The sequence below is a fragment of the Superficieibacter sp. HKU1 genome (assembly GCF_029319185.1).
GTDB lineage: Bacteria > Pseudomonadota > Gammaproteobacteria > Enterobacterales > Enterobacteriaceae > Superficieibacter.
Genome location: NZ_CP119754.1, coordinates 2,086,800 through 2,111,601, shown reverse-complemented (window position 1 = coordinate 2,111,601; position 24,802 = coordinate 2,086,800). Strand labels below are relative to the sequence as shown.

At 53.6% G+C, this 24,802-nt stretch carries 24 protein-coding genes and 1 other annotated feature; of the genes, 12 read left to right on the top strand and 12 right to left on the bottom strand.

The window, feature by feature from the left end; genetic code table 11:
- Nucleotides 1-2: 2 nt before the first annotated feature.
- Nucleotides 3-872 carry an RNase AM gene (gene rnm / locus P0H77_RS10050; protein ID WP_276164755.1) on the bottom strand — a complete coding sequence of 290 codons (870 nt, stop codon included), beginning with the start codon at nt 870-872 and terminating at the stop codon, nt 3-5.
- A gap of 159 nt (nt 873-1,031) precedes the next feature.
- Nucleotides 1,032-1,127: a sequence feature (Trp leader region), on the top strand.
- Between the two features lie 23 nt (nt 1,128-1,150).
- On the opposite strand from rnm, the gene P0H77_RS10045 reads away from it, so the two are divergent.
- The 5 genes from P0H77_RS10045 to trpA are packed head-to-tail and all read left to right on the top strand — an operon-like array spanning nt 1,151 to nt 7,683.
- Nucleotides 1,151-2,713, top strand: a complete 1,563-nt coding sequence (locus P0H77_RS10045) for an anthranilate synthase component 1 (protein WP_276164754.1) — start codon at nt 1,151-1,153, stop codon at nt 2,711-2,713.
- Nucleotides 2,713-4,308: a bifunctional anthranilate synthase glutamate amidotransferase component TrpG/anthranilate phosphoribosyltransferase TrpD gene (gene trpD / locus P0H77_RS10040; RefSeq protein WP_176918189.1), complete on the top strand. Its 1,596-nt coding sequence runs from the start codon at nt 2,713-2,715 to the stop codon at nt 4,306-4,308. The genes P0H77_RS10045 and trpD overlap by 1 nt, the downstream gene beginning before the upstream one ends.
- Before the next feature lie 3 nt (nt 4,309-4,311).
- Nucleotides 4,312-5,670 carry a bifunctional indole-3-glycerol-phosphate synthase TrpC/phosphoribosylanthranilate isomerase TrpF gene (gene trpCF / locus P0H77_RS10035; RefSeq protein WP_276165095.1) on the top strand — a complete coding sequence of 453 codons (1,359 nt, stop codon included), beginning with the start codon at nt 4,312-4,314 and terminating at the stop codon, nt 5,668-5,670.
- A 10-nt stretch (nt 5,671-5,680) separates the two neighbouring features.
- Nucleotides 5,681-6,874, top strand: coding sequence for a tryptophan synthase subunit beta (gene trpB / locus P0H77_RS10030; protein ID WP_276165094.1), 1,194 nt, complete (start codon nt 5,681-5,683; stop codon nt 6,872-6,874).
- Nucleotides 6,874-7,683 carry a tryptophan synthase subunit alpha gene (trpA, locus tag P0H77_RS10025; RefSeq protein ID WP_276164753.1) on the top strand — a complete coding sequence of 270 codons (810 nt, stop codon included), beginning with the start codon at nt 6,874-6,876 and terminating at the stop codon, nt 7,681-7,683. The genes trpB and trpA overlap by 1 nt, the downstream gene beginning before the upstream one ends.
- Nucleotides 7,684-7,964: 281 nt before the next feature.
- On the opposite strand, the gene P0H77_RS10020 is transcribed toward trpA, so the two are convergent.
- On the bottom strand, nt 7,965-8,597 hold the full coding sequence (locus tag P0H77_RS10020; RefSeq protein ID WP_276164752.1) for a hypothetical protein: 633 nt from the start codon (nt 8,595-8,597) through the stop codon (nt 7,965-7,967).
- A 184-nt stretch (nt 8,598-8,781) separates the two neighbouring features.
- Nucleotides 8,782-9,417, bottom strand: a complete 636-nt coding sequence (gene ompW, locus P0H77_RS10015; RefSeq protein ID WP_276164751.1) for an outer membrane protein OmpW — start codon at nt 9,415-9,417, stop codon at nt 8,782-8,784.
- 419 nt (nt 9,418-9,836) lie between these two features.
- On the opposite strand from ompW, the gene P0H77_RS10010 reads away from it, so the two are divergent.
- From P0H77_RS10010 to yciA, 3 genes are read left to right on the top strand one after another with little or no spacing between them, the layout of a single operon-like run.
- A complete protein-coding gene (locus tag P0H77_RS10010; RefSeq protein WP_276164750.1) occupies nt 9,837-10,580 on the top strand; it encodes a YciC family protein in 744 nt (247 codons plus the stop codon).
- Nucleotides 10,581-10,624: 44 nt separating this feature from the next.
- Nucleotides 10,625-11,164 (top strand): septation protein A, encoded by a 540-nt coding sequence (locus P0H77_RS10005; RefSeq protein WP_276164749.1) that lies wholly within the window; start codon nt 10,625-10,627, stop codon nt 11,162-11,164.
- Nucleotides 11,165-11,213: 49 nt separating this feature from the next.
- On the top strand, nt 11,214-11,612 hold the full coding sequence (yciA, locus tag P0H77_RS10000; protein WP_276164748.1) for an acyl-CoA thioester hydrolase YciA: 399 nt from the start codon (nt 11,214-11,216) through the stop codon (nt 11,610-11,612).
- 33 nt (nt 11,613-11,645) lie between these two features.
- On the opposite strand, the gene P0H77_RS09995 is transcribed toward yciA, so the two are convergent.
- Nucleotides 11,646-12,182, bottom strand: coding sequence for a YniB family protein (locus tag P0H77_RS09995; RefSeq protein WP_276164747.1), 537 nt, complete (start codon nt 12,180-12,182; stop codon nt 11,646-11,648).
- A 149-nt stretch (nt 12,183-12,331) separates the two neighbouring features.
- Between P0H77_RS09995 and hxpB the strand changes: the two genes are divergently transcribed.
- The 3 genes from hxpB (at nt 12,332) to P0H77_RS09980 (ending at nt 15,258) form a co-directional block, all read left to right on the top strand.
- Nucleotides 12,332-13,000 (top strand): hexitol phosphatase HxpB, encoded by a 669-nt coding sequence (gene hxpB, locus P0H77_RS09990; RefSeq protein ID WP_276164746.1) that lies wholly within the window; start codon nt 12,332-12,334, stop codon nt 12,998-13,000.
- A 148-nt stretch (nt 13,001-13,148) separates the two neighbouring features.
- Nucleotides 13,149-13,730 carry a metal-dependent hydrolase gene (locus P0H77_RS09985; RefSeq protein ID WP_276165093.1) on the top strand — a complete coding sequence of 194 codons (582 nt, stop codon included), beginning with the start codon at nt 13,149-13,151 and terminating at the stop codon, nt 13,728-13,730.
- Between the two features lie 136 nt (nt 13,731-13,866).
- Entirely contained in the window at nt 13,867-15,258 is a 1,392-nt protein-coding gene (locus P0H77_RS09980; protein ID WP_276164745.1) for an L-cystine transporter, read from the top strand.
- Between the two features lie 48 nt (nt 15,259-15,306).
- Here the strand turns inward: P0H77_RS09980 and cedA are convergent, their stop codons facing one another.
- A complete protein-coding gene (gene cedA, locus P0H77_RS09975) occupies nt 15,307-15,546 on the bottom strand; it encodes a cell division activator CedA (RefSeq protein ID WP_276164744.1) in 240 nt (79 codons plus the stop codon).
- A gap of 195 nt (nt 15,547-15,741) precedes the next feature.
- Here cedA and katE point away from each other — a divergent pair, with 195 nt between their 5' ends.
- Nucleotides 15,742-18,000, top strand: coding sequence for a catalase HPII (gene katE, locus P0H77_RS09970; RefSeq protein WP_276164743.1), 2,259 nt, complete (start codon nt 15,742-15,744; stop codon nt 17,998-18,000).
- A gap of 224 nt (nt 18,001-18,224) precedes the next feature.
- On the opposite strand, the gene chbG is transcribed toward katE, so the two are convergent.
- The 7 genes from chbG to chbR (P0H77_RS09935) all read right to left on the bottom strand — a co-directional run bounded on the left by chbG (nt 18,225) and on the right by chbR (P0H77_RS09935) (nt 24,799).
- Complete coding sequence (gene chbG, locus P0H77_RS09965; RefSeq protein WP_276164742.1) at nt 18,225-18,983, bottom strand: chitin disaccharide deacetylase; 759 nt, start codon at nt 18,981-18,983, stop codon at nt 18,225-18,227.
- 13 nt (nt 18,984-18,996) lie between these two features.
- Nucleotides 18,997-20,352 (bottom strand): 6-phospho-beta-glucosidase, encoded by a 1,356-nt coding sequence (locus tag P0H77_RS09960; protein WP_276164741.1) that lies wholly within the window; start codon nt 20,350-20,352, stop codon nt 18,997-18,999.
- Between the two features lie 111 nt (nt 20,353-20,463).
- The gene (chbR, locus tag P0H77_RS09955) at nt 20,464-21,288 is read right to left on the bottom strand and encodes a transcriptional regulator ChbR (protein ID WP_276164740.1); all 825 of its coding nucleotides are present in this window, start codon (nt 21,286-21,288) and stop codon (nt 20,464-20,466) included.
- Nucleotides 21,289-21,315: 27 nt separating this feature from the next.
- Nucleotides 21,316-21,663 carry a PTS N,N'-diacetylchitobiose transporter subunit IIA gene (chbA, locus tag P0H77_RS09950; RefSeq protein WP_276164739.1) on the bottom strand — a complete coding sequence of 116 codons (348 nt, stop codon included), beginning with the start codon at nt 21,661-21,663 and terminating at the stop codon, nt 21,316-21,318.
- Between the two features lie 50 nt (nt 21,664-21,713).
- The gene (gene chbC, locus P0H77_RS09945; protein WP_276164738.1) at nt 21,714-23,072 is read right to left on the bottom strand and encodes a PTS N,N'-diacetylchitobiose transporter subunit IIC; all 1,359 of its coding nucleotides are present in this window, start codon (nt 23,070-23,072) and stop codon (nt 21,714-21,716) included.
- A 24-nt stretch (nt 23,073-23,096) separates the two neighbouring features.
- Nucleotides 23,097-23,474, bottom strand: a complete 378-nt coding sequence (locus tag P0H77_RS09940; protein ID WP_276164737.1) for a PTS sugar transporter subunit IIB — start codon at nt 23,472-23,474, stop codon at nt 23,097-23,099.
- A gap of 512 nt (nt 23,475-23,986) precedes the next feature.
- On the bottom strand, nt 23,987-24,799 hold the full coding sequence (gene chbR / locus P0H77_RS09935) for a transcriptional regulator ChbR (protein WP_276164736.1): 813 nt from the start codon (nt 24,797-24,799) through the stop codon (nt 23,987-23,989).
- Nucleotides 24,800-24,802: the final 3 nt, after the last annotated feature.

Sequence of the window (24,802 nt, the reverse complement as noted above, 5' to 3'; positions counted from 1 at the left end):
TCTCAATCGGTGTTCTGCGGCTGTTCCCACTGATGCCACACGCCTTCCACGCCCGCGGGTAGCCAGAGTTTGCGTCCAAGCTCGATCCACGAGCAGGGCTGGTGAAAATCCGAGCCCTGTGAGGCCAGCAGACCAAACTGCTGCGCGTACGCCGCAAGCTGCGTGCGCTCATTGGGACCCTGCTGGCACTGGGCGACCTCCATCGCATCCCCACCGCGTTCGGCAAAGTACGCCAGCAGTCTTTTCAGCCACTTAGCGGAAAGATCGTAGCGCCCCGGATGGGCAACAACGGCTTTGCCGCCAGAATGATGAATCACATCAATAGCTTGATCTATTGTACACCACTGAGGAGGAACGTATCCGGTTTTCCCGCGCGCCAGGTACTTTTTAAAGACGTCGGCCATATTACTGGCTTTGCCCGCCTCCACCAGAAAACGGGCAAAATGACCGCGGGTGACCGCGCCGCCCGCCGCCAGTGCTGACGCCCCTTCCCACGCGCCGGGGATGTTCGCTTTTTCCAGCCGCTCGGCGATCAGTTTCGCGCGCTGCTGGCGGCGCTCTTTTTGCTCCGCCAGAAAGGCGATCATCCGCGGATGGTGAATATCAATATTCAGGCCGACAATATGGATTTCATGATTTTCCCAGACGGTAGAAATTTCCACGCCGGTAATCAGCCGCAGCGCCAGCCCGGCGCGGGCAATTTCCGCCTGCGCGGCAGGGATTGCGTCAATACTGTCGTGATCGGTAATAGCCAGCGTGCCAATACGCATGTCGACGGCGCGGTGAACGAGGGCTTCAGGCGACAGCATGCCGTCAGAGGCGGTAGTATGGCTGTGCAGATCATAAATAATCGCGTAATTGGTCTCGCTCAAAAAACGGCTCCGTCAGAGATAAAAAGTGTTTCACGGCCCATCATAACGGCTGGCGAGGATTTTCTGAAATCAGCGCTTGACATTATTTTCATGAACTAGTTAACTAGTACGAAAGTTCACGAAGAAAAGGTATCTGAGATGAAAGACATTTTTACTCTGCACGGTTGGTGGCGTACTCCCTGTTAACGGGCTGTACTATCACGTCTGCACTTTGCAAACAGATACCAGGCCCGCCACATAAGCGGGCTTTTTTTTGACCAGAATAAATGAGAATAACAATGCAAACGCAAAAACACACTCTCGAACTTCTGACCAGCGACGGGGTATACCGCGAAGATCCTACTGCGCTTTTCCACCAGCTCTGTGACGCGCGTCCGGCCACGCTGCTGCTGGAATCCGCGGATATCGACAGCAAAGACGATCTGAAAAGCCTGCTGCTGGTGGACAGCGCGCTGCGCATTTCCGCGTTGGGTGACACTGTCACTATCACCGCGCTGAGCGACAATGGCGCGGCATTGCTGGCGCTGCTTGATACGGCGCTGCCAGCCGGCATTGAAAACACCCCGCGGGCAAACGGCCGCACGCTGCGCTTCCCGGCGGTAAGCACCTTATTAGATGAAGACGCCCGGCTGTGTTCGCTGTCGGTCTTCGACGCGTTCCGCCTGTTGCAGGAGCTGGTAATTGTGCCAGCGGACGAGCGCGAAGCGATGTTTTTCGGCGGCCTGTTCGCCTATGATCTGGTAGCCGGTTTTGAAGATTTACCGCAGCTTAAGAGCGATACCGCCTGCCCGGATTACTGCTTCTACCTTGCCGAGACGCTGCTGGTTATCGATCATCAGAGTAAAAAAACGCGTATTCAGTGCAGCCTGTTTACGCCACTGAGCGAAGAGAAGATGCGCCTGACCCGGCGCATCGACGAACTGCGTCAGTTGCTGAATACCCCGCCGCAGCCACTCCCGGTAGAGAAAATGGAGCAGATGCGCAGCACCTGTAATCAGAGCGATGAAGAGTATGGCGCGGTGGTGCGTCAGATGCAGAAAGCGATCCGCGCCGGCGAAATCTTCCAGGTGGTGCCTTCCCGCCAGTTTTCGCTGCCCTGCCCGTCGCCGCTGGCCGCCTACGACGTGCTGAAGAAAAGCAATCCCAGCCCGTATATGTTTTTTATGCAGGATGACGACTTTACCCTGTTCGGCGCATCACCGGAAAGCTCGCTGAAGTACGACGCCGATTCACGGCAGATTGAAATTTACCCGATTGCCGGGACGCGTCCTCGCGGCCGTCGCGCGGATGGCAGCCTCGACCGCGATCTCGACAGCCGTATCGAACTGGAAATGCGTACCGACCATAAAGAGCTGTCAGAGCATTTGATGCTGGTGGATCTGGCTCGTAACGATTTGGCACGCATCTGCACGCCGGGCAGCCGTTACGTCGCTGACTTAACGAAAGTTGACCGCTACTCGTTTGTGATGCATCTGGTGTCACGGGTAGTCGGCGAACTGCGTCACGATCTTGACGCCCTGCACGCCTACCGCGCCTGTATGAATATGGGCACCCTGAGCGGCGCGCCGAAAGTGCGGGCGATGCAGTTAATTGCCGGGGCCGAGGGTAAACGTCGTGGCAGCTACGGGGGCGCGGTCGGCTACTTCACCGCCCACGGCTCGCTGGATACCTGCATCGTCATTCGCTCCGCCTTCGTTGAGAACGGCATTGCTACCGTTCAGGCCGGGGCTGGCGTGGTCCTGGATTCCGTCCCGCAGTCTGAAGCCGATGAAACCCGCAATAAAGCCCGCGCGGTACTGCGCGCCATCGCTACCGCTCACCACGCACAGGAGATTTTCTGATGGCTGATATTCTGCTGCTCGATAACATTGATTCGTTTACGTATAACCTGGCAGATCAGCTACGCTCCAGCGGGCATAACGTGGTGATTTACCGTAATCACGTCCCGGCGCAGACCTTAATCGATCGTCTGGCGACCATGGATAACCCGGTACTGATGCTCTCCCCCGGTCCCGGTGCGCCGAGCGAAGCGGGCTGCATGCCTGAACTGCTGATCCGCATGCGCGGCAAGCTGCCGATTATTGGTATCTGCCTTGGCCATCAGGCGATTGTTGAAGCCTATGGTGGTTATGTCGGTCAGGCGGGTGAAATTCTGCACGGTAAAGCGTCCAGTATTGAACATGACGGTCAGGCGATGTTCGCCGGGCTGTCCAACCCGCTGCCGGTCGCACGCTATCACTCGCTGGTTGGCAGCAATATTCCGGCGGGGCTGACCATCAATGCTCACTTTGACGGCATGGTCATGGCCGTCCGTCACGATGCTGACCGGGTCTGCGGCTTCCAGTTCCATCCGGAGTCGATCCTCACCACCCAGGGCGCTCGTCTGCTGGAACAAACCCTGGCATGGGCGATGCAAAAACTGGAGCAGACCCATACTCTGCAACCGGTGCTGGAAAAACTTTACCAGGCGCAGACCCTGAGCCAGCAGGAAAGCCACCAGCTTTTCTCCGCCGTGGTGCGCGGCGAGCTGAAGCCAGAGCAACTGGCTGCCGCGCTGGTGAGCATGAAAATTCGCGGCGAGCATCCGAATGAAATCGCCGGTGCGGCCACCGCGCTGCTGGAAAACGCCGCGCCCTTCCCGCGTCCCGATTATCCGTTTGCCGACATTGTGGGCACCGGAGGCGATGGCAGCAACAGCATTAATATCTCCACCGCCAGCGCCTTTGTTGCCGCGGCCTGCGGCCTGAAAGTGGCGAAGCACGGTAACCGCAGCGTTTCCAGCAAATCCGGCTCGTCGGATTTGCTGGCCGCCTTCGGCATTAATCTGGATATGAATGCGGATAAGTCGCGTGAAGCGCTGGATGATTTAGGCGTCTGCTTCCTGTTCGCGCCGAAATACCACACCGGTTTTCGCCATGCGATGCCGGTCCGTCAGCAGTTAAAGACCCGCACCTTATTTAACGTGCTGGGGCCGCTGATCAATCCGGCGCATCCGCCGCTGGCGCTGATTGGCGTTTACAGTCCGGAACTGGTGCTGCCGATTGCCGAAACGCTACGCGTACTGGGCTACCAGCGGGCCGCCGTGGTTCACAGCGGCGGGATGGATGAAGTGTCCCTTCATGCCCCGACGGTAGTCGCGGAGCTGCACAATGGGGAAATCAAAAATTATCAGCTTACCGCCGCTGACTTTGGCCTGACGCCGTATCATCAGGAAGAACTGGCGGGCGGGACGCCGGAAGAAAACCGTGACATTTTAACACGCTTACTACAAGGTAAAGGTGACACCGCGCACCAGGCCGCCGTGGCGGCGAACGTCGCGATGCTGATGCGCCTGCACGGTGAAGAAGATTTACAGGCTAACGTACAAAAAGTATTGGGTGTATTGCGCAGCGGCGCGGCCTACGATCGCGTGACCGCACTGGCAGCAAGAGGGTAAATGATGCAAACCGTTTTAGCGAAAATCGTCGCCGACAAGACGATATGGGTAGAAAACCGTAAACAGCAACAGCCGCTGGAAAGCTTTCAGAACGACGTGGTTGCCAGCCAGCGTGATTTTTACGCGGCCTTACAGGGCACACGCACCGCGTTTATTCTGGAATGCAAAAAGGCGTCGCCGTCAAAAGGCGTGATCCGCGACGATTTCGATCCCGCGCGTATCGCTGGCGTATACAAACATCACGCCTCCGCCATTTCGGTATTAACCGACGAAAAATATTTCCAGGGCAGTTTTGATTTTCTGCCCGTTGTCAGCGGCATCGCGCCGCAGCCGATTTTATGTAAGGATTTTATTGTCGATCCTTACCAGATATACCTGGCACGTTTTTACCAGGCCGATGCCTGCCTGCTGATGCTCTCGGTACTGGATGACGAACAGTATCGTCAGCTTGCCGCCGTAGCCCATAGCCTGAAGATGGGCGTGCTGACCGAAGTCAGTAATGAGGAAGAGCTGGAGCGGGCGATTGCGCTGGAAGCGAAGGTCGTCGGCATCAATAACCGTGACCTGCGTGATTTATCTATCGATCTTAACCGCACCCGTGAGCTGGCTCCGCGCCTCGGGCACGGCGTAACGGTGATCAGCGAATCGGGCATTACGACCCACGCCCAGATCCGCGAACTGAGCCGTTTTGCCAATGGTTTTCTGATTGGCTCGGCGCTGATGTCGCATGACGATCTTAACGCCGCGGTGCTGCGAGTCCTGCTGGGTGAAAACAAAGTGTGTGGTCTTGCACGCGCCGACGATGCGCAGGCCGCTTACCAGGCGGGTGCCATTTACGGCGGGCTGATTTTTGTTCCTTCGTCACCCCGTGCGATAGATGAAAGCCAGGCGCGTGAAGTAATAGCCAGCGCCCCGCTGCGTTACGTCGGCGTGTTCCGCAATGCGGAAATCGCCGACGTTGTTGCCACAGCGCAAAACCTTAACCTCGCCGCCGTTCAACTGCACGGCGATGAAAATCAGGAGTACATCACCACCCTGCGTGCTCAGTTACCGTCAGGCGTGGAAATCTGGAAAGCGCTGAGCGTCAGCCACAGTTTGCCCGCGCGCAACCTCAACCATGTCGATAAATACGTGCTGGATAACGGTCAGGGCGGGAGCGGTCAGTCCTTCGACTGGACGCTGCTGGCGGGCCAGGATCTGAGCAATGTTCTGCTGGCGGGCGGGCTTGGTCCCGACAACTGCGTCACCGCCGCCGGTACCGGCTGTGCCGGGCTTGATTTCAATTCCGGCGTAGAGTCTGCACCGGGTCGTAAAGATGCCAGCAAACTGGCCTCGGTTTTTCAGACGCTACGCGCCTATTAAGGAAGAGATGATGACAACATTATTAAACCCGTACTTCGGTGAATTTGGTGGAATGTACGTTCCGCAGATCCTGATGCCTGCCCTGCGCCAGCTGGAAGAAGCCTTTGTCAGCGCGCAAAAAGATCCTGAGTTTCAGGCTCAGTTTACTGACCTGCTGAAAAACTATGCCGGTCGCCCTACTGCGCTGACCAAATGCCAGAATCTCACCGCTGGCACAAAGACCACCCTGTATCTCAAGCGTGAAGATCTGCTCCACGGCGGCGCGCATAAAACCAACCAGGTGCTGGGTCAGGCGCTGCTGGCAAAACGGATGGGCAAAACCGAAATCATCGCCGAGACCGGCGCGGGCCAGCATGGCGTGGCCTCGGCACTGGCCAGCGCACTGCTGGGGCTGAAGTGCCGTATCTATATGGGTGCCAAAGACGTAGAACGTCAGTCGCCGAACGTCTTCCGTATGCGGCTGATGGGCGCGGAAGTGATCCCGGTGTATAGCGGCTCCGCAACCCTGAAAGATGCCTGTAACGAGGCGCTGCGCGACTGGTCCGGCAGCTATGACACCGCGCACTACATGCTGGGCACTGCCGCAGGTCCGCATCCGTTCCCGACTATCGTGCGTGAATTCCAGCGGATGATCGGTGAAGAGACCAAAGCGCAGATCCGCGAAAAAGAGGGCCGTCTACCGGATGCGGTCATCGCCTGCGTGGGCGGCGGCTCAAACGCCATCGGTATGTTTGCCGACTTTATCGAAGAAGCCAGCGTCGGCCTGATTGGCGTTGAACCTGCGGGCCACGGTATTGAAACCGGCGAGCACGGTGCGCCGCTGAAACATGGCCGCGTGGGTATTTACTTCGGCATGAAATCGCCGATGATGCAGACCGACGATGGGCAGATCGAAGAGTCGTACTCGATCTCTGCCGGTCTGGATTTCCCGTCCGTCGGCCCGCAGCATGCTTACCTGAACAGCACCGGACGCGCCGATTATGTCTCGATCACCGATGACGAAGCGCTGGAAGCCTTCAAGGCACTGTGCCGTGAAGAAGGGATTATCCCGGCGCTGGAGTCGTCTCATGCCCTGGCCCACGCGCTAAAAATGATGCGCGAAAATCCACAAAAAGAGCAGCTGCTGGTGGTTAACCTGTCCGGCCGCGGCGATAAAGACATTTTTACCGTACACGATATTTTGAAAGCGCGAGGGGAAATCTGATGGAACGCTATGAGCAGTTATTTGCCAGACTGAAAGACCGTCAGGAAGGGGCGTTTGTTCCCTTCGTTACCCTCGGCGATCCTTCGCCGGAACAGTCGCTAAAAATTATTGATACGCTGATCGAAGCGGGCGCCGACGCGCTTGAGTTGGGGATCCCTTTCTCCGATCCGTTGGCCGATGGCCCGACCATTCAGAATGCCACCCTGCGCGCTTTCGCTTCTGGCGTAACGCCGGGCCAGTGCTTTGAAATGCTGGGCACCATTCGCCAGAAGTATCCGGATATCCCCATTGGTCTGCTGATGTACGCCAATCTGGTGTTTAGCGGCGGTATTGATGAGTTTTACGCGACCTGCGAACGCGTTGGTGTGGATTCGGTGCTGGTCGCGGATGTGCCGGTCGAAGAGTCTGCGCCCTTCCGCCAGGCCGCGATGCGGCATAATATTGCGCCCATTTTTATCTGTCCGCCGAATGCGGACGATGAGCTTCTGCGCCTGATCGCCTCCCATGGCCGTGGCTATACCTATCTGCTCTCCCGCGCGGGGGTCACCGGCGCGGAAAATCAGGCCGCCCTGCCGCTGCACCATCTGGTCGAGAAGCTGAGCGAGTATCATGCCGCGCCGCCGCTTCAGGGCTTTGGCATCTCCGCACCGGAGCAGGTTACGGCCGCAATAGGCGCTGGCGCGGCGGGGGCCATTTCCGGCTCGGCCATCGTCAAAATCATTGAAAACAACCTGGATGCGCCTGAGCAAATGCTGAGCGAGCTAAAAGCGTTTGTACAAAAAATGAAGGCCGCCACGCCGCACGCCTGATCTCAGGACCGTCCGGCTTGCGGGCTGGACGGTTTCGCTTCCATTACGCTATCGACATATCCGCTACGTACCGTGACTGAGATCCCTGCCCTTAACGACAGTAAAAAACGCACGGTGTTTACGCTGTCTTAACGTCCGTACAAAAGAAGGGGTTGATTCTGAAGATGATAAAGATTATCTTTCTCACTACCGAATAGTTGAGCGAAATACTCAGGTATTCGGTACGACATTGCTCACATTGCTTCCAGTATGACTTGCCCGCCTTTACGGCGGGCTTTTTTTTAGCGGCTGGCGTGGGCGACGGAAAGCGCGGTCTCCCGTTTTTCGCTCTTCATCAGATCCCAGGTGATTAAGAACAGACCCACCATAAAGGGGATTTCATACAGTTCTTCAATCAAATCCTGATACTGTCTGACGTGCAAAAAGAGCGGTGCGATGAGCCGATGATGCTCTACGGAATCAGAGATCAGGAACGTAATGACCACGATAAGCACCATCCACAGTGGCACCTCCGCCGTGCGGAATTTCAACGCAATTTCTTTGCGCAACGTGGAGGACAGGATCAGCGGCAGCGCCAGCGCTGCAATCAGGATCACCGAAATCGTCCTGAACAGCATTTTGGGCTCATGGGGAAAATAGTCTCGTCCCCAGCTTGTGCTTCTTCCCAGCAATACCAGCCACCACACGACAGCCCACAACCAGAATTGCCTGGAACCCGTTTCAAGCGATAGCGGCTTGATATAAAGTGCAGTAAAGACCGCGCCAAACAATAGCCACAGTGCCTGGCCATTTTCTATCCATTCCACAACTTCGCCGTGAAGTAATGGCAAATGCAAATCTGCCGTGAAGGGAAACAGGACCGCCAGCAGGAGCAAAAAAAATGCTGCTGCGGAAAATTGCGTTTTCAGTGTCATATGCCGTCGCTACTTAAGGACAAATTAAGGAAACTCTCAGGCAGCGATAATAACCCTTTTGGATAAATGCGCATTATCTAAGTGTGCCTGCGATGCGATGCATCGCATAAAAAGCTTTTATAGTTAACTTTGAAGGGCGACAACGCAAGGAACTGGCCGCAGTCGGCCAGTTTGTAACAAAGAATTAAAAGCGATAGCCCGCTGAGAACATAAACACCCACGGATCGAGGCGGGTATCCACGTTCTGCTGTACCCCACCCGCTTTAAACTTCACTTCGGTATCGATATCCATGTACCAGACGGACATATTGATCAGCCAGTCGCGGTTGATAAGGTAATCCAGCCCGACCTGTCCCGCTGCGCCCCAGGAGTTTTTCAGGCTGAGATCGGACAGCCCCGCGGCCTTACCGTTATCGTTAAAGCTTTCATCAAAGAACGTCGTATAGTTGACGCCTGCGCCAATGTAGGGCCGCACTTTACTGCTGGCATCGCCGAAGTACCACTGGGCCATTAACGTCGGTGGCAGTTGATGGACGGTGGCAATATTGCCGGTCGGCCCGGTGCCCACTTTATGCCGAAATGGCGTCGCCGCCAGCAATTCTACCCCGACATTATCCGTCGCCATATAGGTAAACGTCAGGCCCAGCTGGGTATTGTTATCAACATTAAACCCGCCGAGACTGTTCAGTACGTTATCCGACCCTTCCGTCGGTCGAACCGTTGCTGAACCGGCGCGAATAAAGAACTCACCCGCCTCGTGCGCCCATGCTCCACCAGAGAGACTGCTTAAGATTAATGCCGCCAGCGCAATTTTTTTCATATCCACTCCTTCGTTATGGTTTTATCAGGCGCGGCAAATATACCTACAAAGCAGTAAAAGTGATCCAACTTAGATCACATTTAATCCTGAGATTTAACCTTTATTGATCTGGATTAATTTTTACGTACTACACGCTAACCTTATTTTCATAACCACATCAATTTTCGTAAAATTTACGCATAAAACGCCGGTTCTCAGACCGCTACCATTCACAAAGCTGATGAAAAACGTGTCTGTGTTGATAAAGAGGGCGATGATGACCGGCGATATGCGGCGGTGCAGGCGTTTTAAGCGCGATGAAAGATAAGCATGGTCAATACCTTTTTTACAAAGACTGACCTTTACGGATGCTGCCACTGATGCATTATCCAGGGTACAATCGTCCGCTTAATAACGCCTGCAAAACGCAAGGAGAGTGCATGTCTATCACGGCGAAGTCCGTTTACCGTGACACGGGTAATTTTTTTCGTAATCAGTTCATTACCATTTTGCTGATTGCTTTATTGTGTGCATTTATCACGGTGGTGCTTGGCCATGCTTTTTCACCCAGTGAAGAGCAGCTTTCGATCCTCAGTGAGGGTGACAATCTGGCCGGAAGCGGCGGATTGTTTGAACTGGTGCAGAGCATGACGCCAGAACAGCAGCAGGTTTTACTTCGCGCTTCAGCCTTATCCACCTTTACCGGACTGGTAGGCAACGCGCTGTTAGCGGGTGGCGTGCTGCTGATGATCCAGATGATCTCTGCCGGACAACGCGTCAGCGCGCTGCGTGCGATTGGTGCCAGCGCTCCCGTGTTGCCCAGACTGTTTTTACTGATTCTCCTGACCACTTTTCTGGTACAGATAGGCATAATGCTGATCGTGGTGCCGGGCGTCATTCTGGCTATCGTGCTGGCCTTTGCTCCGGTTATTTTGATTCAGGATAAAATGGGGATATTTGCCTCAATGCGCAGCAGCACGCGTCTGGCGTGGGCCAACATGCGCGTTGTCGCACCAGCCATCATTTGCTGGCTGCTGGCAAAAACGCTGCTTCTGATGCTGGCTTCGCATTTTGCCGCATTAACGCCGCTGCTGGGGGCCGTGGTGGCGAACACGCTGAGCAATCTGATTTCCGCGATGCTGCTCATTTATCTGTTTCGTCTGTACATGCTCATTCGCCCTTAACCCTGTCGCTCGCCTGGCGAGCGACATTACTACGGAATCGTTGTATGAAGCAGTTTCTTGATTTTTTACCGCTGATTGTCTTCTTTGCCTTTTACAAGCTGTACGATATTTACATGGCGACCACCGCGCTGATTATCGCGACGGCGGTGGTGCTGATTTACAGCTGGCTGCGCTATCGGCGGGTTGAAAAAATGGCGCTGATTACCTTTGTACTGGTTGCCGTGTTTGGCGGATTAACGCTTTTCTTCCATAACGATGAATTTATTAAGTGGAAGGTCACCGTGATTTATGCCCTGTTTGCCGGAGCGCTGTTGTTCAGTCAATGGGTCATGAAAAAGCCGCTGATCCAGCGCATGCTGGGTAAAGAACTGACGTTACCGGCCGCGGTCTGGTCAAAGCTTAACATCGCCTGGGCGCTGTTCTTTCTTCTTTGCGGGCTGGCAAATATCTATATTGCCTTCTGGCTGCCGCAAAATATCTGGGTCAATTTTAAAGTGTTCGGCCTGACCGCGTTGACGCTGGTCTTTACCCTGCTGAGCGGCGTGTATATCTACCGGCACATGCCGCAGGATGATAAACCCTGATTTTTTACCCGGTTCCGACCGGGTTTTTTATTCACTTACTGGAACGATCATGACAACCACCAACGATGCGCCGCAGGGCGAACTGGTTTTACGCACGCTGGCAATGCCAGCCGACACCAATGCCAACGGCGATATTTTCGGCGGCTGGTTGATGTCGCAGATGGATATGGGCGGTGCGATCCAGGCAAAAGAAATTGCTCAGGGCCGCGTAGTGACGGTTCGGGTGGATGGGATGACTTTCCTGCGCCCGGTGGCGGTCGGCGATGTGGTGTGCTGCTACGCCCGCTGCGTTAAGCGCGGCACGACGTCGGTGAATATTAACGTTGAGGTGTGGGTTAAAAAAGTATCGTCCGAGCCGATTGGCCAGCGCTATAAGGCCACCGAAGCGCTGTTTATTTATGTGGCGGTAGACAACGACGGCAAACCGCGGCCACTGCCTGCAGCATAAGGTTTCGCCCGGCGTAATACCGGGCGAACGCGGTCAAATAAAGCCCAGTAGCGAAAAGAAAAAGTAGCCAATAATTAAGACAATCACCGGCATGATGTACAGCGGCACAATTTGCAGGAAAATCGTATGCCGGGGTACCACGATACGTGACTCAATCTGCTCGCGCGTCATCCCATCCGGCCCTTTGGCTTTTTCGAGGATCATCTGATCTTCCACCCCCTCACGCAGAAAACGCGCCTGGCGGCTCATTCGCGCCCCGGAAGATTGCAGCGCCAGCCCGACAAAGATCAAGGCGAAGATAATCCAGAACATCAGGTTGAGGCCGTGACTAAACTCCGGCTGCGGTGAGTTGTACCAGAAAAAATTGAGAAACGGCGTATTGAAACGCATCATTTCAATCATCACGTGCGCAAAATCCAGCATGACCGCATTGATCCCTGCTTGTTTTTCACTGTGCGCGTACATGAATTTCAGAACCGAAATTAGGGTAGAAACGACTGCTGGAATAAATATTACCCAACCCGCAATCCGTTTAATAATTGCGATGCGTCCAGCCTGTTGATACGTCATGGATTCCCCTTTTAGAGACGCTTTGTTATCGCTGCTAATTCTACCCGCTACTGCCACTTTTCGCCCGATTTTTAAAAGCAATATGCTATAACAACGCATAGCTTTCATGTGGTAAACATTTTAAGAGTGAACTCCTGAGGAGGGATGCAATGACGGTTCAGCGACAAATTCTCGCCGCAATTTTTGATATGGATGGGTTATTAATTGATTCTGAACCCCTGTGGGATCGGGCTGAACTGGAGGTGATGGAAAGCCTTGGGGTGGATGTTTCCCGACGTGATGAGCTGCCCGACCTGCTCGGACTGCGTATCGATATGGTGGTGGATTTGTGGTACGCACAGCAGCCGTGGAACGGCCCCGGTCGCGATGAGGTCACCGCACGTATTATCAGCCGTACAATGAATCTGGTGGAGGATGCGCGTCCGCTATTGCCCGGCGTGCGTGAAGCCGTGGCGCTGTGTAAAGCCGAAGGGCTGAAAATCGGGCTGGCGTCTGCCTCTCCGCTCGCTATGCTGGAAAATGTGCTCACCATGTTTGGCCTGCGAGATGATTTTGACGCGCTGGCCTCGGCGGAAAAATTGCCTTACAGCAAACCGCACCCGCAGGTGTACCTCGACTGTGCGGCAAAACTCGGGGTTGATCCATTAACGTGCGTTACGCTTGAAGACTCCGTCAACGGCATGATCGCCACCAAAGCCGCGCGGATGCGCTCGATTGTTGTCCCGGCGCTGGAAGTTCAGCACGATCCGCGTTATGTTATGGCAAACGTTAAATTATCCTCTCTGCACAATCTGACCGTCCAGCATTTGCGCGGCTGAGCCCGTTGGGCGCTCAGATTGAGCGCCCTTTCAATTTCCCCCTCGAATATGCAAATTGTGACATTGAGTTACAACGTCACCTCTTTCGCATACTGTATAAAAACCCTATACTGGATGAATCGACAGTTTAGCGAGTCCAATGATTATCATGACGGCGGAAGGCCATCTTCTTTTTTCAATTGCCTGCGCGGTTTTTGCCAAAAATGCCGAGCTTACGCCTGTGCTCGCGCAAGGGGACTGGTGGCATATCATCCCTTCAGCGATCCTGACCTGTCTGCTGCCGGATATCGATCATCCCCAGTCCTTTCTCGGTCAGCGCCTGCGATGGATCTCTAAACCCATCGCCAGAGCCTTTGGACATCGGGGTTTTACCCACAGCCTGCTGGTCGTGTTTTGCGGTCTGACGCTCTGCTATCTAAAAATACCGGAGAGTTGGGTGATCCCGGCAGACGCTGTGCAGGGGCTGGTGCTGGGCTATTTAAGCCATATTCTTGCCGATATGCTTACCCCGGCGGGAGTTCCATTACTGTGGCCCTGCCGCTGGCGCTTCCGCCTGCCGATCCTTGCACCGCGTAAAGGTAATCAGCTTGAACGCGTACTGTGCATGGCGCTCTTTGTGTGGGCCGTCTGGATGCCGCAAAATCTTCCTGATAACAGTGCGGTACGCTGGTCTTCGGGGATGATTACCGCGCTGCAAACCAGTTTTTATCGTTTAATCCACCACTACTAGTATTAATTATCGTCTGCATCAGACATTTTGATATAAGCCATTCCATTTGGATATAAGACCCCCATCACACTTCTGCTACTCTTGCGCCATCTGAGTCGGCGTTCCTAAGCCGACCATAATAAACAGGAGAACGGGGATGAACTTTCCATTGATCGCGAACATTATCGTGTTCGTCGCGTTGCTGTTTGTGCTGGGGCAAACCCGCCACAAACAGTGGAGTCTGGCAAAAAAAGTGCTGGCTGGTCTGGTGCTGGGCGTCATTTTTGGTCTGGCATTGCAGTTTATTTATGGCGATGACAGCCCGGTACTTAAAAGTTCGATCCAGTGGTTTAACGTCGTCGGCAACGGTTACGTTCAGCTGCTGCAAATGATTGTTATGCCGCTGGTCTTTGCCTCAATACTGAGCGCGGTGGCCCGTCTGCACAATGCCGCACAGCTCGGCAAAATCAGCGTACTGACGATTGGTACATTATTATTTACCACCCTGATTGCGGCGTTAGTCGGCGTCCTGGTCACCAATCTGTTTGGCCTTTCCGCCGAAGGGCTGGTGCAGGGTGCGGCCGAGACGGCGCGTCTTAACGCCATCGAAAGTAACTATGCAGGTAAAGTTGCTGACCTCACCGTACCGCAGCTTATTCTCTCTTTTGTGCCGAAAAATCCGTTTGCCGATCTGACCGGGGCTAACCCAACGTCAATTATCAGCGTGGTCATCTTCGCCGCCTTCCTCGGCGTGGCCGCGCTGAAGTTACTAAAAGACGACGTGGAGAAAGGCCAGCGCGTTCTGACGGCCATTGATACCCTGCAAAGCTGGGTAATGAAACTGGTACGCCTGGTGATGCAGGTCACGCCATACGGCGTGCTGGCGCTGATGACCAAAGTGGTGGCGGGTTCAAACCTTCAGGACATTATCAAGCTGGGCAGTTTCGTTATTGCCTCTTATCTGGGCCTGGCAATCATGTTCGCCGTACATGCCATTCTGCTTGGCGTCAATGGCGTCAGCCCGCTGCGCTACTTCCGCAAAGTATGGCCGGTGCTGACCTTCGCTTTTACCAGCCGGTCCAGCGCCGCCAGCATTCCGCTGAACGTTGAAGCGCAAACGCGTCGTCTGGGCGTGCCGGAATCCATCGCCAGCTTCTCGGCGTCGTTTGGTGCCACTATCGGCCAGAACGGCTGTGCTGGTTTGTATCCGGCAATGCTGGCGGTGATGGTCGCACCTACTGTGGGGATCAATCCACTGGATCCGATGTGGATTGCAACGCTTGTCGGGATTGTCACGGTAAGCTCTGCAGGTGTTGCAGGCGTGGGCGGCGGAGCTACCTTTGCCGCACTGATTGTTCTGCCTGCGATGGGGCTGCCGGTTACTCTGGTTGCCCTGTTGATTTCGGTTGAGCCGCTCATTGATATGGGGCGTACGGCACTGAACGTCAGCGGTTCCATGACCGCCGGGACACTGACAAGCCAGTGGCTGAAACAGACGGATAAAACCGTCCTGAACAGCGAAGATGAAGTAGAACTGGCACATCGCTAAACCCTGAGCCGGGCGCCCTGCCCGGCTACGCTTACCGCCCGGTTGGCCTTACCCGATAATTTCCCCTTCCTGACGCATCTGCGTCGCCCAGCGCTGGGCCGCTTCCGGTACGCCGAAGGACGGCGAACGCTCAAATTTTTCGCCTACAAGCACAAAAGCGACGTACTTGTTGCGCAGAAGCCAGACGTCCTGAAAACCCTCCATCTTCACCGCATGTTCAGGCGGCGCGGGCTCGATGCGAGGCACGTAGCTGATGACAGGACGATTTTGTTGTCGAAGCGTTTTCATAAGCAGTTAATTCACTAAAGATCACAGCAAAAAAACTATGATAGCCGAAATGGCCCCCCGACGTCGCGTCAGGCGAGTGCGGTCTTCCCTTCTTTATAGCCTCTCACCCTGCCCATCGGTGAGATTGTTCTATAGTTAGAGAGGTTTTTCTTTAAGCACCCACTCTTTCAGAGATGAAAACAAGAGGCCTACGCAATGTCGAAAGATGATAAAAATAGCAAAAATCACCCTTCTCCCGTCCATGATGAAAAACAAGCGCAGCCGGGTCTGGATTCTCTGGCGCCGAAAGATGGCTCCCATCAGCCGGATCCCAAACCTACCGCTCCCGGTGAACAACCCACCGCTTCCGGCAGCCTGAAAGCGCCTGATATCGAAAGCGAGAAGTTGACGGCGCTGGAGAGCTTCCGTAAAGGCAGCGAAAACCAGGCGCTAACCACTAACCAGGGCGTCAAAATTGCCGACGACCAGAACTCGCTGCGTGCCGGAAACCGCGGCCCAACGCTGCTGGAAGATTTTATCCTGCGCGAAAAGATCACCCATTTTGACCATGAGCGGATCCCCGAGCGCATCGTCCATGCACGCGGTTCCGCAGCACACGGCTACTTCCAGCCCTATAAAGATTTAAGCGATATCACTAAAGCAGACTTCCTTAGCGATCCGCAAAAGAAAACGCCGGTGTTCGTGCGCTTTTCGACCGTTCAGGGGGGAGCAGGATCGGCAGATACCGTGCGTGACATTCGCGGTTTTGCCACCAAGTTCTATACCGAAGAGGGTATTTTTGACCTGGTAGGGAATAACACGCCGGTGTTTTTTATTCAGGATGCGCATAAATTCCCGGACTTTGTTCATGCGGTTAAACCTGAACCACACTGGGCGATCCCTCAGGGTGCGACCGCGCACGATACCTTCTGGGACTATATTTCTCTGCAACCTGAAACCCTGCATAACGTTATCTGGGCAATGTCCGACCGCGGCCTGCCACGCAGTTTGCGCACGATGGAAGGCTTCGGCATTCATACCTTCCGTCTGATCAACGCTGAGGGGAAAGCGACGTTTGTCCGTTTCCACTGGAAACCGGTGGCCGGTAAAGCCTCAATGGTGTGGGACGAGTCGCAAAAGCTGATTGGTCGCGATCCTGACTTCCACCGTCGCGAACTGTGGGAATCGATTGAAGCGGGCGATTATCCGGAATTTGAACTGGGATTCCAGCTGATCCCGGAAGAAGATGAGTTTAAATTTGATTTCGACCTGCTCGACCCGACCAAGCTGATCCCGGAAGAGTTAGTGCCGGTACAACTGGTCGGTAAAATGGTCCTTAACCGTAACCCGGATAACTTCTTTGCTGAAAACGAGCAGGCAGCGTTCCACCCAGGGCATATTGTCCCCGGACTCGATTTCACAAACGATCCTCTGTTGCAGGGCCGTCTGTTCTCCTATACCGATACGCAAATCAGTCGTCTGGGTGGGCCAAACTTCCACGAGATCCCGATCAATCGTCCGACCTGCCCGTACCACAATTTCCAGCGTGACGGCATGCACCGCATGGATATTGATACCAATCCGGCGAACTACGAGCCCAACTCCATCAACGATAACTGGCCGCGTGAAACGCCTCCGGCGGCGAAGCGTGGCGGTTTTGAGAGCTATCAGGAGCGTGTTGACGGTAATAAAGTCCGCGAGCGTAGCCCGTCGTTCGGCGAGTACTACTCCCACCCCCGTCTGTTCTGGAACAGCCAGACGCCGGTTGAGCAGCAGCATATTATTGACGCCTTTAGCTTTGAACTTGGCAAAGTGAGCCGTCCTTATATCCGCGAGCGCGTGGTGGATCAGCTGGTCCGTATCGATCTCAAACTGGCACAGGCCGTGGCCGAAAATCTGGGCCTGACCCTGACCGATGAACAGCTGGCAGTGACGCCGCCAGCCGATGTCAACGGACTGAAAAAGGACCCGTCGCTGAGCCTGTACGCCATTCCTGGCGGCAGCGTTAAAGGACGCGTGGTAGGCGTATTGCTGAACGATAAGGTGAAGTCGGCTGATTTGCTGGCACTGCTGAAGGGCCTGAAGGCGGAAGGCGTACACGCTAAACTGCTTTATTCGCGTATGGGCGAGATTAAAGCTGACGATGGCAGCGCGCTGAACGTGATGGCAACCTTTGCTGGTGCGCCGTCGCTGACCGTTGATGCGGTGATTGTGCCCGGGGGCGATCTGACCAGTCTGAAGGCCAGCGGCGAAGCGAATTACTATCTGCTGGAAGCCTATAAGCACCTCAAGCCTATCGTGCTGGCAGGGGATGCGCGTGAGTTTAAAGCGACGCTGAACGTTGATGATCAGGGGGAAGAGGGAATTATCGAAGCCGACACGATTTCTGCGGCGACGGTAAAAGAACTCATTACCCTGCTGGCCGCGCACCGTGTGTGGTCACGCAGCAGCAAAATCGCCAGTATCCCGGCGTAAGGAAAAACCGCAGCGCACTGGCGCTGCGGTTTTAGTTATACCGTAGAATTATGCCTGGCGGCGCTTCGCTTGCACAGGCCTACGGGTTATGAATAATGCGTTGATATTGATGGTTTTCGTAGGCCGGGTAAGGCGAAGCCGCCACCCGGCAAAACGGCGCATACATTGGCAAACAGGTTTGTCAGCTATTTGAACCGCAGCGTGTTGGCGCTGCGGTTTTATTTTCACAGATCGCTGAAATTGCCCAGCCGGAAGCCCCGCGCGGTCACCGCCGCTTTTAACGACGGTGCCGTCAATACCTCAAGCTCTTCCAGACGCGGATAACAATATTTGCTCTCCTGCAGCAGCTTGTCGACAAAGCCGGGATGACACATGATTTCAGTCGACCGGTCATTGCGCGCCGCCGCCTCGTCCAGCAGGGTGAGGAAAAATGCCTCGCTGACGTTTTCCGCATAAAAGGTGCTGGCGAAGCTGTCACTGCTGCGCTCGTCGGTAAGCCTGATTGCGTTTTGCACCGCCACCTCCCGGTCGATACGCACCGGCAGCCCTTTCTCACCGGCAAATTTAGCGACAATGGCATACACCTGGGGGATCAGATGGACATGATGATGGCTGTCTATATGCGTGGGCGCACGGCCAAAAACATCCAGAAAACGCTGATACTGGCAGGCCAGTTCGCGCTCAACCTCCTGCGGATTTAACGCGCCCTGCTCTGCCACGTCCCAGACCCATTTCCCCAGCCTGCCGTCCCGCGCCAGCGACGGCATGTCGGTCAGAGGACAACCAAAGCTGAGCACAAAATGCAGCCCGACGCCAAGGTGCGGCGTCTGCGCGCTGAGTTCTGCGGCGTGTTCCACCGCCGGCGCATTCATCATTGCCGTGGTGGACGTCACCACGCCATTCCGCGCGGCCTCAATAATGCCGGCATTCACGCCTTTGCTTAATCCAAAGTCATCCGCGTTGACGATCAATAAACGTTGCACCTGGTACCTCCTGTCATTGCTGCGATGATTTGATGGCGGCAATTGCTTTCGCAAACTGCGGCAGATGCGCCTCATGCGCCAGCAGCAGTTCGCGGACCAGCACTTCAGCATCGTTGTCGGAACGCATCAGCGGGTTCAGGTTCAGCGCCAGTAACGCATCGTTAAATTCGCCGCTCAGCGCCGCCCTGCTGGCTGCAACTTCAAAACATTTGATGGAGTGGATCAGCCCCAGCACCTTTTCATCAAACTGGGTGATGCGCGGGTGCGGCGTCGCGCCGTTGCGGCCCAGCAGGCAGGTCATCTCCACCGTCCAGTCCTGCGGGATATTCTGCACGCTTCCCCGGTGCGGAATATTAATGTAATGCTCCGTCTGCTTGTCATTGTAAATCGCGTTAATGACTTCACAGGCGGCATCGGAGTAATACGCGCCGCCGCGCTGCTCCAGCTCCGCCGGCTTCACATTCAGATGCGGATCTTTATACAGTTCGAAAAGCTGTTTTTCCAGCTGCTGCACGACCTGCGCCCGCGCGCCGCCTTTATAGAATTCGCCCATCTCAATCGCCAGCATCTCCTTGTGCTTGAAGTAATACAGCAGATAGGAGCACGGCAGCAGGTTAAGCGACCGGATCAGCCCTTCACTGAACGGCAGACCAAAGATATTTTTGACGGTTCTCGCGGTCAGCGTCCCGGAGGCCACGCCGTCGATCAGCTCGGCAAAACGCGACTGACCGTTGACCAGCACATCCTTTATAAACACCATATGGTTCAGACCGAACAGATCGAGCGACAGATCGTCGTTGTCTTCCAGCTTCAGCACGTCGTGAATAAACATTTTCATGCCGACAGGCACGTTGCACACGCCGATAAAGCGTTTAAAGCTGGTGTGACGATACACCGCCTCGGTCACCATCCCGGCCGGGTTGGTGAAGTTGACGATCCACGCGTTCGGGCAGATTTCTTCAACATCCTTAATGATGTCAAAGATAACCGGAATGGTACGCAGGCCCTTGAACAGGCCACCCGCGCCGTTAGTTTCCTGGCCCAGATAGCCGTGGCTTAACGGAATACGCTCGTCCTTTTCACGCGCTTTCAGCTGGCCGACGCGTAGCTGGGTGGTGACGAAATCTGCGCCCTGCAGCGCCTCGCGGCGATCCAGCGTTTTAAAGACTTTCAGCGGCACGCCCGCCTTTTCCACCATCCGCTGACACAGGCTGTGAATAATATCGAGTTTCTCCTGGCCTTCTTCCACATCCACCAGCCACAGTTCGCTTACCGGCAGTTCGTGATAGCGCTTAATAAAACCTTCCAGTAATTCCGGCGTATAGCTACTGCCACCGCCAATGGTGACAACTTTTAATTTCTCGCTCATTCTTTCTTCCTCATGTTCCATTCCGATGAATGCAATAACGCCTCCACATTCAGCGCGGATAGTAATTTACTGTCGCATAACTACGGAAAATACCGTAGCGCGTGAATTGTTTTACTTGATAACCGTCAGTCGCTTGCGGTAATTGCTTGGGGTAAAGGACGTCAGCTTTTTGAATGTTTTAATAAACAAACTTGGGCTACTGTATCCCGACTCATAGGCAATATCGGTGACGGAGTAATTCGTAATTTCCAGTTGTTTCATGGCAAAGTTAATGCGGATATCATTAATGATCTGCATTGGCGTTTTACTATAGTAACGCTGCGTTGCGCGCGTTAAATACTCCTGAGACTTCCCGGAAAGCGCAACCATATTTTCAAGCGCACCTTCGCCAAACTTCATTTTATCGTGCATGGCTTCTACGGTTGTTTTAAGCCACTGTGGAATCACATCCTGCGATTGATCTTCACGATAATGCCGCAAGCGGTTAATAATATAAAAAGACACAACTTCTATGAACTCATCAAATTCAGTTTCGCGAAAATGCAGCGAGGCAATTACTGATTCGATATAGTTGAGAAACGAATTTTTAACAGAGTAAACCTGCGAAGCTACCAGGCAGTATGGCATCAACGGCTGATAGTGAGTGGCAAAAAAATCTTTGCTTATCCCCACATTCAGAATGCGCGTCGCCCCAAACTCGTAAAAGCTCTGGTGATGCGAACCTAACGGGATGAACACAAAATCACCTCGTTCAAGCAGAACCCGCTTACCGTTGATTTCCTGGTAGTAGCGCCCCGTAAGCACCAGCGTGAACTCATAGTAGTCGTGCTGGTGCAGACCACTCACGCTTTCCGTTTTGTTGTAGATGAAGACATGAAAATTGCGGCCGTTAAACAGTTGCTGTTCCCGTGCGGTGTTAATTTCCATGGTCATCATCTTCGGCTGCCTTAGTGTGTCGATAACCTATTGTACCTTCTCATGAAGTTCGATCAATTCAGCAATCAGCTCGCGGGCCAGCATCGACGTCATAAGATGATCCTGCGCATGAACCAGCACCAGGCTCACCTTCATTTTCCCCTCGCCTTCATCACTCTCGATGAGCTGGGTCTGTACCCGGTGCGCGTCATTCAGGGCAATGCGCGATTGCTCCATCGTTTGTTTCGCTGCCGTAAAATCGCCCTGCTTGGCTTGCTTTAACGCCGTATAAGCCAGACTACGCGCCTGACCTGAATTAATAATTAGCCCCATCACGACTTCTTCGAGGTCATTTTCCTGTACTGGTTCTGCGGTGATATTGTCCAGATCAAACATACATTTTCCTTTTTACGATGGCGGTATGGGCTTCCCCATACCGCGTGTCATCAGAATTTCAGTGCATTCGCGATATCTTCTTCGCTCTCTTCTTCCTCAATAACTGCCTGCGCCTTATTCGAAACCATGACAAACGGCAGGTAAATGAGCGTTGCGATAGCTAAGTTGACCAGGGCGACTAACAGTGCTGCGACACTGCCGTTACTGTTGAAGACCGCTCCCAAACCAGTGGGCATTGTCCACGGCGCAAGGTTAGTCACCGGAGGAATAATACCCATCGAATAGGCGGCAAGGGTAACCGCAGCCAGTATTGGCTGAACCAGCACGAACGGTATGAACATAACCGGGTTCATAATAATCGGCAGGCCAAAAAGAATCGGTTCGTTGATCTGGAAGATACCCGACGGCAACGCCAGTTTTGCGACCTGGCGGTGATCCGCGCGACGAGAGGCGATGAAGATGGCAATGATCAGACCCAATGTGGCACCAGAACCGCCCAGCAGAACATAAGAGTCCAGCATAGGTTTAGCCCAGAAGTGGAACTGGTGTCCTGCCGCTATCGCCGCGTCAACCGAACCGTACTGGTTATACAGCGCAATGTTTTCCAGTGCCCACGGCGTCATAATACCGTTATCCAGCGCGGTCAGCGCCAGGGAACCATGCACACCAAAGAACCACAGTAACGTGTTGAATATGACATATGCCCAACCAACGACGCCGCCCATCGCTGCCAACGGCTTCGAGATGGAATCCATGATGATCTGATGGAAGTTGCTGCCGTAAGAAGCCAGCAGCCAGGAGATAACCCCGAAAATACAGAGAATAATAAAGCCTGGGATCAGCGCGGAAAAAGAACGGGATACGGAGGAAGGCACACTATCTGGCAGTGTGATTACCCAGTTACGACGAATGACGAAGGTGAACATTTCAGCCACGACCAGACCAATGATCATGCCTGAAATAATATTCTGACCACCCAGCCAGTTCGCCCCAACAGCATAGGCTTCTCCGACGCTGAAAGGCGTCACGGTCATAAACGCCGCCACCGCCAGTAACCCTGCCGCCATGGGATCGACTTTGCGTTCTTCAGCAAGCGCGGAGCCAATAAAGAAGGGAGCCATCAACGACATAATGCCGAGGGTGCCGTTGTAGACGTTGCCGCCAATGCCTTTAAAGCTATTTAAGGTTTCAATAGTTGATGCATCCAGCCGTATTCCCATTGAATAAAAGAAAGAGCCTTCGCCAAAGCTCAAAAATACGTTATTGATAAGAACGAACATGGCCCCTGCAAGGGTCAACGGCATTAATTTAATAAAGCCATTTTTAATGGCATTGATGTGCGGTTGCTTGCCTATTTTTACAGCAAAAGGAAGCAGCACCTTTTCAAGCGAATCGATCACTTTACTCATAATGGTTACCCTTAAAGGCCGCAATCAATTTGCGGCGTTTAATAATGAAATAACTCTTTGACGGGAAAAATAATAAAAAATTACTGCGCAGCAGCTTTTTTTAATAGCAGCAACGGCTGCTTTAAGTACGCCTAAACCATCGACCTTGCCATAAAGCGTTGAATCAATAACTTCGACAGGTTTGTTCGGTAGAATTTTTTGAATATCCTGCAACATGTAGCCAATTTGCGGACCAAGGAGGATAACATCGGCTTGCGGACCTTTTTCCGCAGCGAAGGCTTCAGAAAACGCTTCGATTACCACAGGCACATCATATTTCTCAGCCTGCGCGCGCATTTTGGATACCAACAAAGATGTAGACATCCCTGCAGAGCAAAAAAGATAAATATATTTCTTTTCCATTCTCGCTTCCTCAACTTATGAATTATGTCATCACTGAACGATGTTTCATTGCCTCTCACTCGTTATGATGACCTTCTGTTTATGAGTCGAGTATACGGCATCTCTTTGGCTCAGAAAAATCCATCCTGGCAAGAAATCGTCTCTCATTGACCTCGCGTTATGATTTTCTTCACACTTTGCTCAAAATATTTCGCGCAATTAAATAAGCACAGGCGACCACCAAAAAGCCCGATGGGGGCGTCGGGCTTCAAACTGCTGACAAACGCTATACCACGGAATTTGCCTGGCGGCGCGCCACTCGCCCAGGGCTGCGGTGTTCTTTTACAGATCGCTGAAATTGACCAGCCGGAGCTCCAGCTTCGCCGGCTTCACATAAAGTTGGTGTGAGATACACCCCCCCGGTCACCATCCCGGCCGGGTTAGTGAAGTTGACGATCCAGCGTTTTAAAGCCGTTCAGCGGCACGCCCGCCTTTGCCACCCTCCACTGACGCAGGCTGTGAATAATATGGAATTAGCCGCCGCAATGCTTTTTGCGGTAAGAGCCCGGCGTAAACGCCGTTAGTTTTTTAAAGGTCTTAATAAAAATACAGGGGCTGCTAAATCCGGCGTCATAACCAATATCGGTTACCGAGAAATTGGTGGTTTCAAGCTGCTTCTTGCAAAAATTAATCCGGATCTCGTTAATAATTTGCACCGGGGTTTTATTGTAGTACTTTTGCGTGGAGCGCGTGAGGTATGCCTGACTCTTCCCGGAAATTGCAATCATCTTCTCCAGCGCGTTCTCACCAAACATGGTTTTATCATGCATCTCCTTCACGGTCCGCCGCAGCCAGACGGGAATATCATCATCCTCCACCTGCTCTTTATAATGCTGTAAACGGTTAACAATATAAAACGTCAACAGCTTATTGAACTCATCGAATTCATCATCGCGAAAATTCAGCGAGGCAATGGTTGACTCAATGTAGATGAGAAACTCTTTCTTAATATGATACTTTTGCGAGGCGACAAAGCAAAAAGGTAACAGGTAGAGATAATGCTCATCAAAAAAAGAACGGCTGATCCCCATATTTAAAATACGCGTCATGCCGAATTCATAAAAGGTCTGATGGTGCGAACCGATGGGAACGAAGACAAAATCCCCTCGCTCCAGCAGTACCCGTTTACCATTGATCTCCTGATAACAGCTGCCCGTCAGAACAATGGTAAACTCGTAATAGTCGTGCTGATGTAATCCGCTGACGCTTTCAACCTTATCCAGAATGAATATATGAAAATCTTCACTGTTCAAAAATTGACTTGCGCGTACCGTCTGGATTTCCATCGC